At 37.1% G+C, this 12,038-nt stretch carries 11 protein-coding genes, 1 pseudogene and 2 other annotated features; of the genes and pseudogenes, 8 read left to right on the plus strand and 4 right to left on the minus strand.

Annotated elements, in window-relative coordinates; all coding sequences use genetic code 11:
* The first annotated feature begins 38 nt into the window (after positions 1–38).
* Positions 39–240, plus strand: a pseudogene (locus DPQ31_RS29270) (hypothetical protein).
* A 168-nt stretch (positions 241–408) separates the two neighbouring features.
* Here DPQ31_RS29270 and msrA read toward each other — a convergent pair.
* The gene (msrA, locus tag DPQ31_RS08980) at positions 409–945 is read right to left on the minus strand and encodes a peptide-methionine (S)-S-oxide reductase MsrA (protein WP_001291856.1); all 537 of its coding nucleotides are present in this window, start codon (positions 943–945) and stop codon (positions 409–411) included.
* Between the two features lie 90 nt (positions 946–1,035).
* Positions 1,036–1,794 carry an SDR family oxidoreductase gene (locus DPQ31_RS08985; protein WP_208731799.1) on the minus strand — a complete coding sequence of 253 codons (759 nt, stop codon included), beginning with the start codon at positions 1,792–1,794 and terminating at the stop codon, positions 1,036–1,038.
* 257 nt (positions 1,795–2,051) lie between these two features.
* Positions 2,052–2,297, plus strand: a binding site (T-box leader).
* Between the two features lie 68 nt (positions 2,298–2,365).
* Positions 2,366–2,605: a binding site (T-box leader), on the plus strand.
* Between the two features lie 151 nt (positions 2,606–2,756).
* Between DPQ31_RS08985 and ilvE the strand changes: the two genes are divergently transcribed.
* Genes ilvE through ilvA form a run of 6 tightly spaced genes read left to right on the plus strand, consistent with a single transcriptional unit; the run spans position 2,757 to position 9,645 of the window.
* A complete protein-coding gene (gene ilvE, locus DPQ31_RS08990; RefSeq protein WP_000528146.1) occupies positions 2,757–3,656 on the plus strand; it encodes a branched-chain-amino-acid transaminase in 900 nt (299 codons plus the stop codon).
* A 22-nt stretch (positions 3,657–3,678) separates the two neighbouring features.
* A complete protein-coding gene (ilvB, locus tag DPQ31_RS08995; protein WP_199631625.1) occupies positions 3,679–5,394 on the plus strand; it encodes an acetolactate synthase large subunit in 1,716 nt (571 codons plus the stop codon).
* Positions 5,391–5,603, plus strand: coding sequence for an ACT domain-containing protein (locus DPQ31_RS09000; protein ID WP_000019908.1), 213 nt, complete (start codon positions 5,391–5,393; stop codon positions 5,601–5,603). The genes ilvB and DPQ31_RS09000 overlap by 4 nt, the downstream gene beginning before the upstream one ends.
* Before the next feature lie 14 nt (positions 5,604–5,617).
* Complete coding sequence (ilvC, locus tag DPQ31_RS09005; protein WP_199631626.1) at positions 5,618–6,631, plus strand: ketol-acid reductoisomerase; 1,014 nt, start codon at positions 5,618–5,620, stop codon at positions 6,629–6,631.
* Positions 6,632–6,677: 46 nt separating this feature from the next.
* Entirely contained in the window at positions 6,678–8,351 is a 1,674-nt protein-coding gene (gene ilvD, locus DPQ31_RS09010; RefSeq protein ID WP_001255829.1) for a dihydroxy-acid dehydratase, read from the plus strand.
* Between the two features lie 31 nt (positions 8,352–8,382).
* Complete coding sequence (gene ilvA, locus DPQ31_RS09015) at positions 8,383–9,645, plus strand: threonine ammonia-lyase IlvA (RefSeq protein ID WP_199631627.1); 1,263 nt, start codon at positions 8,383–8,385, stop codon at positions 9,643–9,645.
* 80 nt (positions 9,646–9,725) lie between these two features.
* On the opposite strand, the gene DPQ31_RS09020 is transcribed toward ilvA, so the two are convergent.
* Together DPQ31_RS09020 and DPQ31_RS09025 are read right to left on the minus strand one after the other, a co-directional pair.
* Entirely contained in the window at positions 9,726–9,953 is a 228-nt protein-coding gene (locus DPQ31_RS09020; RefSeq protein ID WP_023521660.1) for a hypothetical protein, read from the minus strand.
* A 52-nt stretch (positions 9,954–10,005) separates the two neighbouring features.
* Positions 10,006–11,109 carry a CapA family protein gene (locus tag DPQ31_RS09025; protein ID WP_199631629.1) on the minus strand — a complete coding sequence of 368 codons (1,104 nt, stop codon included), beginning with the start codon at positions 11,107–11,109 and terminating at the stop codon, positions 10,006–10,008.
* 203 nt (positions 11,110–11,312) lie between these two features.
* On the opposite strand from DPQ31_RS09025, the gene DPQ31_RS09030 reads away from it, so the two are divergent.
* Positions 11,313–12,029 carry a DUF554 domain-containing protein gene (locus tag DPQ31_RS09030; protein ID WP_087969984.1) on the plus strand — a complete coding sequence of 239 codons (717 nt, stop codon included), beginning with the start codon at positions 11,313–11,315 and terminating at the stop codon, positions 12,027–12,029.
* The last annotated feature ends 9 nt before the right edge of the window (positions 12,030–12,038 follow it).

Here is a 12,038-nt window from a genome sequence, read left to right on the forward strand (position 1 = left end):
AGTAGAACAAATAAATAAAGCATAGGAGAGTTGAAGAAATGCTTAAAAAGTTTTTGCTTTCTTTACCGGATGTTTTTACTTGTATGCATTGTTATCTACATAACATACACAACTACTCTTAGTTTTGTACAGATGTTAGTAATTTCAATTGCAATCGGAATCGTCGGTGGTCTTGTTATAAGAATTTGTAAGGATGTATTCACGTATATAAGGTGGACAATTAAACAGAGGAAATCTTGAATATGTTGTATTGCTATTAGGAGGAGAGGAAATGACTAAGAAAAAGAGTAGAGTGAAAAATGAAATAGCACTTTGGACATTAACAGCGGTTGTTCTCATCATTGTATTGTACTTTTTTCAAAGATAAAAACGCATCGCACTTTGAAAAGAGAGTACGATGCATTTTTATTATTTTTTTTGCCAATTTTCTTTTATAAAGTCTGCACGGCCAGATTCTTTTTGCTCAGTAGCATATTTCTCTGGGTTCTTTTTATAGAAATGTTGGTGGTATTCCTCTGCTTCAAAAAAAGGTGCAGCCGGGCGAATTTCAGTTACGATTGGATCTTTAAACATTCCGCTTTCAGTAAGAGCTTGTTTTGATTTTTCAGCAAGCGCTTTTTGTGTTTCGTTATGATAAAAAATAGCGGTACGATAAGATGGACCACGGTCAAAAAATTGTCCGCCATCATCAGTTGGATCGATTTGTGGCCAATATAAGTCTAGTAATTTCTGATAAGGAAAAATAGAAGGATCGAATGTAATTTGAACAACTTCTAAATGTCCAGATGTTCCAGCTTTTACTTGTTCATATGTTGGATTTTCTATATGACCTCCTGCATAGCCAGAAAGCACTTTATGAATACCTGGAAGTTCATCAAATGGTTTTACCATGCACCAAAAGCAGCCGCCTGCGAAGGTTGCGAGTTCGTATGTTTTTTCGGACATTGTTGTAATCCTCCTAAATGTATATGTTTTATATAGTATTATATAAATTGTTTTATTGCGCAATAAAAAAGATTTGAAAATATATGTTTTTTATAAACAAGATCCTCCACTCACATCAATTAATTGTCCAGTAACCCAGCGGCTGTCTGGAGAAGCGAGAAATGCAGCAGTATCGGCAATGTCTTCTACTTCACCTAAGCGATTGAAAGCGGAAATAGTAGTAGCGTACTGCTTCATCATCGGGTCGCTCAAGAGTTCTGCATTCATATCTGTTTTAATAAATCCTGGAAGTATTGCATTCACCGTTATTCCTCGTGCTCCAAGCTGTTTTGCTAGCGTAAAAGTCATTGTATTAATAGCGCCTTTCGTCATACTATATGCAACGAAATCAGGTAAAGAAATGCGGGTCGCAGCGGATGAAATATTAATAATTCGGCTATTGTCACGTAAACGTGGCAGTGCTTGTTGAATGATAAAGAATGGTGCTTTTGCATTTACTGAAACAATTCTATCAAAAAATTGTTCAGTTGTTTCTTCAATAAAAGCACCAGGACCAATGCCGGCACTGTTTATTAAAATATCAAATTGTGTTTCACCAGTGCGCTTTTGTAATTCAGTATCTAAAGCGTTATAAAGGTTTTCTACACCGTGTAAGGATTCTAAATTTGCGCCGATAGAAAAAGCTTGGCCACCATTTGATCGAATTTCATGAACAGTTTCTTCAGCGTCATCTTTTCGATTACCGTAATGAACAGCAACCAATGCACCGTCATTTGCTAAACGTTTAGCAATAGCACGTCCAATTCCTCGGCTTGCTCCTGTAACTAATGCCACTTTTCCTTTTAACATATTTTTCTCATCTCCCCATAAATTTTATATGTTTGTCAGTAGTTTTTCTTTATGTAGTAATGCGAACATACTTAAGTAATATATGAGTATGTGTAAGAAGTTCATTCCGATTTTGTTTTGAGAAAAAATAAATAGATTTCTAGTAAATAGAATGAATTTTATTTTTTTCTAAAAACATGTTGACAATGAAAAGAACAACGTCCTATAATACGTGTAACAAATAAAAGTGAATTAAGAATTTTCTAACTTTATATGTTGTATATGCAAAGAAGAGGAAAGTAGATGATTATGATCGTTTCAGAGAGCTACTCCTAGGCTGTGAGAGTAGTAGCAATCGAATCATTGAAGATCACCTCGGAGCATCGCTTGCGAAAGGGAAACTGAGTAGAGGGCGGCGGCATCGTCTCCGGTAAAAGGACGGGGGTCTGATTGGACCTACAGAGCTTATATTTCGCGAGAAGTATAAGGAAGCTGAGTGGTAACGCGAAACTCTCGCCTCAGCAATCAAAGCTACTAAGTTGTAGTAGTTGATTGCTGAGGCGAGAGTTTTTCTTTTATAAAAATAGAATAAAAGAATGCGTGGAAGAGGAGAGTAAATGATATAGATTGTTTCAGAGAGCTGCCCCAATGCTGTGAGGGTAGTAACAATCGAATCATTGAAGATCACCTCGGAGCACTACTTTTGAAAACTAGTAAAAAGTAGCGGAATTGTTTCCGATAGAAAAACAAAAGTCTAATTGGACTTGCAAAGCTTATATTTCGTGAGAAGTGTAAGGAAGCTGAGTGGTACCACGATTCCCTCGTCTCAGCAATGGGTTGCTACAAGTATGTACGTAATCGATTGTTGAGATGAGTATATTTTTAAGATTTGTATACTGAATATTCTGTTAAAATACTCATCTCAGCAATCGATGTAGAAATAGATTGCAAAAATAGAGAGAAAAAAAGAGGAGCGATGTGAGATGGGTAACCAGTACATTTATATGAATGGGGAATTTGTAGAAAAAGAAAAGGCAGTTGTTTCAGTATATGATCACGGTTTTTTATATGGAGACGGTGTATTTGAAGGGATTCGTAGTTACGGAGGAAATGTATTTTGTCTAAAAGAACATGTGAAACGATTATATGAATCGGCGAAATCTATTTTACTGACGATTCCAATGCCGGTAGAAGAAATGGAAGAAGCCGTTTTACAGACACTTCAAAAAAATGAATACGCTGATGCCTACATTAGATTAATTGTTTCAAGAGGAAAAGGGGATTTAGGGCTTGACCCGAGGAGTTGCGTGAAACCGAGCGTAATTATTATTGCAGAACAATTAAAGTTATTCCCTCAGGAATTTTATGATAATGGACTAAGCGTTGTATCTGTAGCATCAAGACGTAATACGCCAGATGCATTAGATCCACGTATTAAGTCAATGAACTATTTAAATAATGTACTTGTAAAAATTGAAGCAGCGCAAGCAGGCGTACTCGAGGCGCTTATGCTTAACCAACAAGGATATGTTTGTGAAGGGTCTGGAGATAATGTTTTCATTGTGAAAGATGGAAAAGTGCTAACACCTCCTTCGTATTTAGGGGCGCTAGAAGGTATTACGAGAAATAGTGTTATCGAGTTATGTGAGCGTCTTAATATCTCGTGTGAGGAAAGGCCATTTACTCGCCATGACGTATATGTAGCAGATGAAGTGTTTTTAACAGGAACGGCAGCAGAGTTAATTCCAGTTGTAAAAGTTGATTCTAGAGAAATTGGAGATGGGAAACCAGGAAGTGTAACGAAACGATTAACTGAAGAGTTTAAAAAATTGACGAGAGAAAGAGGAGTACGTGTTCCAGGACTGGCGGAAAGTTTAGCGTAGAAAGGGAGAGGAGTTAATCGAAATGGAGGAACAGTATACAACATGTGAGAAATTACAGTGCGAAGAAGTGACAGGTGCCGGACACGTTATTCAATGCTTGAAAAAATTAGGTGTAACGACTGTTTTCGGTTATCCGGGCGGAGCGATTTTGCCAGTATACGATGCGTTATATGGAAGTGGATTGAAGCACGTTTTAACTCGTCATGAGCAAGCTGCCATTCATGCGGCTGAAGGGTATGCGAGAGCTTCTGGAAAGGTCGGGGTAGTCTTTGCTACCTCTGGACCAGGAGCGACGAATTTAGTTACGGGCTTAGCAGATGCTTATATGGATTCGATTCCTTTAGTTGTTATTACAGGGCAAGTTGCAACGCCTTTAATTGGTAAAGATGGATTTCAAGAAGCTGATATTGTCGGAATTACTGTATCTGTTACGAAGCATAATTACCAAGTTCGTGAAGTAAATCACTTATCACGTATCGTGCAAGAAGCTTTTTACATCGCTAATAGTGGGCGACCGGGACCGGTATTAATTGATATTCCAAAAGATATTCAAAATGCAAATGTGACAAGTTTCTTTAATGAAGAAGTTAACATTATAGGATATAAACCGGAAGTTGTACCAGACAGTATGAAACTGAGAAAGGTGGCTAAAGCAATTTCAAAAGCAAAGCGTCCCCTTCTATATATTGGAGGAGGCGTCATTCATTCAGGTGGATCTGAAGAACTCATCAAGTTTGCAAGAGAGAATCGTATTCCAGTCGTTTCAACTTTAATGGGACTAGGTGCATATCCGCCGGGAGATCCATTGTTTTTAGGAATGCTCGGTATGCATGGTACGTACGCTGCAAATATGGCAGTAACAGAATGTGACTTACTACTTGCTTTAGGTGTTCGCTTTGATGATCGCGTAACAGGAAAATTAGAACTTTTTTCTCCACATTCGACAAAGGTACACATTGATATTGATCCTTCGGAGTTCCATAAAAATATAGCTGTAGAGCATCCGATTGTAGGGGATGTGAAAAAAGCGTTACACATGCTGTTACATATGCCTATGTATACACAAGCAGATGAATGGCTTCAAAAAGTGAGGAAATGGAAAGAAGAATATCCTCTTTCCTATAAACAAAAAGAATCCAATTTAAAACCACAGCATGTGATTGATTTAATAAGTGAATTAACGGATGGTGAAGCAATTGTCACGACAGAAGTAGGACAGCATCAAATGTGGGCTGCTCACTTCTATAAAGCGAGAAAACCTCGTACTTTTCTTACCTCAGGTGGATTAGGAACAATGGGATTTGGTTTCCCAGCAGCTATTGGTGCCCAGCTTGCTAAAGAAGAAGAACTTGTCATCTGTATTGCGGGCGATGCTTCTTTTCAAATGAATATTCAGGAACTGCAAACAATTGCAGAAAATAACATACCTGTAAAAGTATTTATAATAAACAACAAATTTTTAGGGATGGTAAGGCAATGGCAAGAAATGTTTTATGAGAATCGTTTATCAGAATCAAAAATTGGATCACCTGATTTTGTAAAAGTAGCAGAAGCATATGGAGTGAGGGGGCTAAGAGCAACAAATGCAACAGAGGCGAAAAAAGTGATGTTAGAAGCTTTTGCGCACGAAGGTCCTGTCGTAGTTGATTTTTGTGTAGAAGAAGGTGAAAACGTATTTCCGATGGTTCCGCCAAACAAAGGGAATAATGAAATGATGATGAAGAGGTGGGAAGAATGAGTCATACTTTTTCACTAGTTATCCATAACGACCCAAACGTCTTATTACGCATAAGTGGAATTTTTGCTCGGCGTGGTTATTATATTTCTTCATTAAATTTAAATGAAAATGAAATGGAGTTAACAACAGTTTGTACAGAACAAGAAGCAACATTACTCATCAGTCAGCTGAAAAAATTAATCAATGTACTACAAGTAAACAAATTATAAGGAGTGTATGGAATATGAAAACGTATTATGAGCAAGATGCAAAAGTAGAGTTATTACAAGGGAAGACAGTTGCAGTAGTCGGATATGGATCTCAAGGTCATGCCCAAGCACAAAATTTACGTGATTCTGGTGTGGAAGTTGTAGTTGGCGTTCGTCCTGGTAAGTCATATGAAGTAGCGAAAGCTGATGGGTTTGAAGTAATGTCCGTTTCAGAAGCGGTTCGAACCGCACAAGTTGTACAAATGTTATTGCCGGATGAACAACAAGCACATGTTTATAAAACAGAAGTAGAAGAGAATCTTCGTGAAGGGCAAATGTTACTTTTCTCACATGGATTTAATATTCACTTCGGACAAATTAATCCGCCAAGTTACGTAGACGTAGCGATGGTCGCACCAAAAAGCCCAGGTCATCTCGTTCGCCGTGTATTCCAAGAAGGAAATGGTGTTCCGGCATTAGTTGCAGTGCATCAAGATGCAACCGGCACGGCATTACATGTAGCTCTTGCATATGCAAAAGGTGTAGGTTGTACACGTGCAGGTGTAATTGAAACGACATTCCTGGAAGAAACAGAGACAGACTTATTCGGTGAGCAAGCTGTGCTTTGCGGCGGAGTAACTGCACTTGTAAAAGCTGGTTTTGAAACGTTAACGGAAGGCGGATATCGTCCTGAAATTGCATACTTTGAATGTTTGCATGAATTAAAGTTAATTGTTGATTTAATGTACGAAGGTGGATTAACGAACATGCGCCATTCTATTTCAGATACGGCAGAGTTTGGAGATTATGTAACAGGATCAAGAATTGTTACAGATGAAACGAAGAAAGAGATGAAACGAGTACTTACAGAAATTCAGCAAGGTGAATTCGCGAAAAAATGGATTTTAGAAAACCAAGCAGGTCGTCCAACATACAACGCGATGAAAAAAGCAGAACAAAATCATCAGTTAGAAAAAGTAGGAACAGAGCTTCGTGAAATGATGAGCTGGATTAAGGAACCAGAAAAGAAAACGTTAGTAAAGAAATAGATTAAGAGAATATAAGTGAAAAATACGTAAGAGGGGATTTGACAAGATGAGAAGCGACATGATTAAAAAAGGTTTTGATAAAGCGCCACATCGTAGTTTATTAAAAGCAACTGGTTTGAAAGATGAGGATTTTGATAAGCCGTTTATTGCGATTTGTAATTCTTTTATTGAAATTATTCCAGGGCATAAGCACTTGAACGAGTTTGGGAAACTTGTAAAAGAAGCCGTTCGTGCAGCAGGTATGGTACCATTCGAATTCAATACAATTGGAGTAGACGATGGTATTGCGATGGGACATATCGGTATGCGTTATTCGCTTCCGAGTCGTGAAATTATTGCAGATTCAGTAGAAACGGTTGTAAATGCACATTGGTTTGACGGCATGATTTGTATCCCAAACTGTGACAAAATTACACCAGGTATGATGATGGCAGCTCTTCGTATTAACATTCCGACTGTGTTTGTTTCAGGTGGACCGATGGCAGCTGGGAAAACATCTAAGGGGGAAGTTGTTGACCTTAGTTCTGTTTTTGAAGGGGTAGGAGCTTATCAATCTGGGAAAATTTCAGAAGAAGAATTAAAAGATATTGAAGATCATGGCTGTCCATCTTGTGGCTCTTGTTCCGGCATGTTTACAGCGAACTCTATGAACTGTTTATGTGAAGTATTAGGTTTAGCCCTTCCTGGAAACGGTAGTATTTTAGCAATTGATCCAAGACGTGAAGAGTTAATTAAACAAGCAGCAGAGAAACTGAAAATTTTAATTGAAAGAGATATTAAACCGCGTGATATTGTAACAGAAGAAGCAATTGACGATGCTTTTGCACTTGATATGGCGATGGGTGGATCAACGAATACAGTATTACACACGCTAGCACTCGCACAAGAGGCAGGGCTAGATTATGATATGAGCCGTATTGATGCTGTTTCAAGACGTGTACCGCATTTATGTAAAGTAAGTCCAGCTTCTAACTGGCATATGGAAGATATTGATCGAGCGGGCGGAATTAGTGCAATCTTGAAAGAGATGAGCAGAAAAGAAGGGGTACTTCATTTAGACCGTATTACGGCTACTGGGCAAACATTAAGAGAAAACATTGCTCATGCAGAGATTAAAGATAAGGAAGTGATTCATTCTCTTGAAAACCCTCATAGTGAAGAGGGGGGCTTACGTATTTTAAAAGGAAATCTAGCGAAAGATGGAGCGGTTATTAAAAGCGGGGCAACCGAAGTAAAACGATTTGAAGGACCTTGCGTTATTTTTAATTCACAAGATGAGGCACTGGCTGGCATTATGCTTGGGAAAGTGAAAAAAGGAGATGTAGTTGTCATTCGTTATGAAGGGCCAAGAGGCGGACCGGGTATGCCTGAAATGTTAGCACCAACATCAGCAATCGCTGGAATGGGATTAGGTGCTGAGGTTGCATTATTAACGGACGGACGTTTCTCTGGAGCTTCACGTGGCATTTCGGTAGGGCATATTTCACCAGAAGCAGCTGCGGGTGGAACAATCGCACTACTTGAACAAGGGGATATTGTATGTATTGATGTTGAGGAACGCTTGCTAGAAGTAAGAGTGAGTGATGAGGAATTAGAAAAACGTAAAAAAGAATGGAAACGACCAGAACCGAAAGTGAAAACGGGCTGGCTTGGACGATATTCTCAGATGGTAACATCGGCGAATACAGGTGCAGTTCTAAAGGTGCCGAATTTTGATTGAGTCAAAATAAAAGAGATAAGGATGATAGAAAATGGTGCAAAATGTGAAGGAGAGAGTGAAGATTGAAGATATCCTTATGGCTCATAACTGTATGAAGGATATCGTCATGAAAACGCCCTTGCAACGTGATAAGGTTTTATCTGAAAAATACGAATGTGAGGTGTATATTAAACGAGAAGATTTGCAAGTAATTCGGTCTTTCAAAATTCGCGGTGCATACAATTTAATTCAAAGTTTGTCGAAAGAACAATTACAAAATGGTGTTGTTTGTGCAAGTGCTGGCAATCACGCACAAGGAGTTGCGTATACGTGTAATTTATTAAATATTCCATCGAAAATCTTTATGCCAACAACGACACCAAAACAGAAAGTATCACAAGTTCAATTTTTTGGTGGTAGCTTTGCAGAAATCATGTTAGTTGGCGATACATTTGATGGTGCTTTTCAAGAAGCGCAGCGCTATTGTGAGGAAAATAGGATGACATTTGTGCATCCGTTTGATGATCCGTATGTAATTGCAGGGCAAGGAACAGTAGCTGTTGAAATTATGCACGATATGGATAAGGCAGTTGATTATCTCTTTACAGCAATTGGCGGCGGTGGGTTAGCATCAGGTGTAGGTACATATGTGAAAGGTGTTAGTCCAGCTACAAAGGTAATTGGTGTAGAACCGATGGGGGCTGCATCTATGAAAGAGGCTTTCCTTCAAAACGAAAATGTATCATTAGAGAAAATAGATAGTTTTGTTGATGGAGCAGCTGTCAAAAAAGCAGGGAAGTTAACATTTGAAACTTGTAAAGATGTCATTGATGACATTGTTTTAGTACCAGAGGGAAAGGTTTGTACGACGATTTTAGAACTGTATAAGAAAAATGCAATTGTAGCTGAACCGGCTGGTGCACTCTCTATTGCAGCACTTGATTTATATAGGGATGAAATAAAAGGTAAAACAGTTGTATGTACGCTAAGTGGTGGAAATAATGATATTGATAGAATGCAAGAAATGAAAGAACGTTCTCTCATTTACGAAGGGTTAAAGCATTATTTCATCATCGAATTTCCGCAGCGTTCGGGTGCGCTAAGAGAATTTCTTGATAAAGGATTAGGACCAGAAGATGACATTACGCGCTTTGAGTATATTAAGAAACATAATAAAGAAAATGGTCCAGCATTAGTTGGCGTAGAATTAAAACATAAAGAAGATTATGAGCAATTAATTACTCGCTTTAAAGAAAATAATATTCAATTTATGGAACTTAATAAAAACCCTGTTTTGTTTGATTTGCTTATTTAATAGAAGGAAAGAGTTAGAATGTAAATAAAAAAGATAGATACAAGCGAGGGAATATAGTGCTTGTTCTATCTTTTTTATAGTTAAACTAGGTACTCATTAAATTCAAGAAGAATAAAGCTAGCTAACCAAAAAAATATCGCAATGCGAATAATTACATACATTGTAAATTCAAAGGGAGTAAGATTTCTCTCTCGCTTTATTTTTTTAAATAGTCTCACAGAATAAAAGGAACATAAAAGTAGGATTGCTATAGACATTTTATAAACGTTCTCTAACAAACTTACATTTTCTAATAAGTCTTTCAGCATGTTTATCACCTATTCTGTAAAGTATATTACAGAGAAATAGATCTTGAGCTGTCTAGTTTCGTTTGTTTTTTATTTTCCCTGTATCATCAATTTCTACATCAGTTGAAATTGTTTGTAAATATTGTAGAGCTTTTTTCTTTTCTTCTTCATTTACTGGGGAAACTTGGTTATTACGAATGATGTAAGGGTTAAATGACATTTGGACATCCTTTCCTTTAAAAGTTAAAGTTAAGACGCCAGTTTCTGCACTTTTTCCATTCACATAACTCGGGAATAAAAAGTTACCTAATGAGTAAGCGATAGGAACTTTATTATAATACTCAAACCCTTGTAACCAATGTGGATGGCTTCCGACAATTGCGTTAGCTCCTGCTTCAACCATTTTAGGTACATATTGCTTTTGGTATTCTACCGGACGATTTGATTTTTCAACGCCCCAATGCATATAGACGATTAAATAGTCTGCATCTTTCTTTTGTTCTTTAATTGTTTTTGTTACAAGATTTAAATCATAGCCATTCGTAACGCCAGGTTTATTCTCACCAGCTACCCAATTAGAATCAGGCATAAATCGAACGAAGGAAAGAAATTTGAACTTTTTCCCTTTTACGGTCATTTCTCGTGCTGTATATGCATCTTTCGCATTTTTTCCGGCTCCAATGTAAGGGAACTTTAATTTTTCTACGTGAGAAATCGTATCTAATAATCCATCTTGCCCATAATCAAGTGTGTGGTTATTCCCAATATTTACGATGTCATATCCAGTGTTTTTAATAGCTTGTAGTGTAGATGGATCACTTTTAATCCAAAACAGTTGCCCAGGTGCTTTCTTTTCTTTCGTTGTAAATGCCGACTCTAAATTCACAAAAGAAATATCAGCTTTTTTTATTTCTTCTTTTACATGTTGGAATGGGTAATCAGCCCCGTTTTTTTCGATTATAGGACGCAATTGCCAATCAAACATTGTATCACCAGAGAAGGTGAGTGTGATTTCTTGGTCTTCTATTTTCTTTTCGCTTTTTGAAGCGGTTTTACTAGATTTGTTTTGTAAATCGGGTTTGTCTTTTGCTTTTGAAATAAAAGAGTAATTGATTAATAAAACAATCGGTGTAATGAAAAAGGCTATTAACAAAAATCGTTTTAGTAAAGTTTTCATATATACCTTCCCTTTTAATATTATCCCGCAATTAAATTAACACTGAATCTATTAAAGGTAATTAAAGTTACAAAAAATAGCGGGTTATGTAGTGGAAAACATTTGTTAATATTCTCAATATTAAGTTAACATATAGATAACTTGTAAATCAATGTGTAAACCAAAATATAGAAATAAAGAATTCGAAGGGTGAAGAATGAGAAATGGTTATATTAGGAGCAGTTGTAAATGGGATTTGTATTATATTTGGTACTTTACTTGGTAAATTATTTAGTAGGATTCCAGAAAGTATGAAAGGGACGATAATGCACGCAATCGGTTTAGCGGTTACTGTGCTTGGGCTTCAAATGGCATTAAAAAGTGAAAACTTTCTTGTTGTCATACTGAGTTTAGTGATTGGTACGGTAATTGGAGAATGGTTACAATTAGAAGAAAAGTTAAAACATTTAGGGGATTGGCTAGAAAATAAAGTTGGATCGAAAGGGAAAGGTAGCATATCAGAAGGTTTTGTAACAGCTACTTTAATTTTTGCAATTGGCGCGATGGGGATACTTGGTGCATTGGACAGTGGAATTCGCGGAAATCATAATATTTTATTCACAAAGGCGATTATCGATGGATTCATTTCGATTATATTAACGACAACTCTAGGAATCGGCGTAGTATTTTCAGCGATTCCAGTTATTTTATATGAAGGTGCTATTGCCATTTTTGCAACACAGATTAATAGTTTTGTCCCGAAAGAATTAATGAATCAATTTATAGTGGAAATGACAGCTACGGGCGGCATTATGATATTCGCCATTGGATTAAACTTACTTGAATTTATTAAAATTAAAGTAGCGAATTTACTTCCAGGTATATTGGTAGTTGGAATAATTGTTTCAATTATTTATGGTTACGGTTTGTTAGTAAAGTAGTTGAGGATG

The sequence above is a fragment of the Bacillus sp. COPE52 genome, from assembly GCF_003355115.1.
GTDB classification, from domain to species: Bacteria; Bacillota; Bacilli; order Bacillales; family Bacillaceae_G; genus Bacillus_A; species Bacillus_A toyonensis.

Excerpts from the sequence above, each read along its gene's own strand:
- msrA (WP_001291856.1), bottom strand. The coding sequence starts at position 945 with ATGTCCGAAAAAACATACGAACTCGCAACCTTCGCAGGCGGCTGCTTT.
- DPQ31_RS08985 (WP_208731799.1), bottom strand. The coding sequence starts at position 1,794 with ATGTTAAAAGGAAAAGTGGCATTAGTTACAGGAGCAAGCCGAGGAATT.
- ilvE (WP_000528146.1), top strand. The coding sequence starts at position 2,757 with ATGGGTAACCAGTACATTTATATGAATGGGGAATTTGTAGAAAAAGAA.
- ilvB (WP_199631625.1), top strand. The coding sequence starts at position 3,679 with ATGGAGGAACAGTATACAACATGTGAGAAATTACAGTGCGAAGAAGTG.
- DPQ31_RS09000 (WP_000019908.1), top strand. The coding sequence starts at position 5,391 with ATGAGTCATACTTTTTCACTAGTTATCCATAACGACCCAAACGTCTTA.
- ilvC (WP_199631626.1), top strand. The coding sequence starts at position 5,618 with ATGAAAACGTATTATGAGCAAGATGCAAAAGTAGAGTTATTACAAGGG.
- ilvD (WP_001255829.1), top strand. The coding sequence starts at position 6,678 with ATGAGAAGCGACATGATTAAAAAAGGTTTTGATAAAGCGCCACATCGT.
- ilvA (WP_199631627.1), top strand. The coding sequence starts at position 8,383 with ATGGTGCAAAATGTGAAGGAGAGAGTGAAGATTGAAGATATCCTTATG.
- DPQ31_RS09020 (WP_023521660.1), bottom strand. The coding sequence starts at position 9,953 with ATGCTGAAAGACTTATTAGAAAATGTAAGTTTGTTAGAGAACGTTTAT.
- DPQ31_RS09025 (WP_199631629.1), bottom strand. The coding sequence starts at position 11,109 with ATGAAAACTTTACTAAAACGATTTTTGTTAATAGCCTTTTTCATTACA.
- DPQ31_RS09030 (WP_087969984.1), top strand. The coding sequence starts at position 11,313 with ATGGTTATATTAGGAGCAGTTGTAAATGGGATTTGTATTATATTTGGT.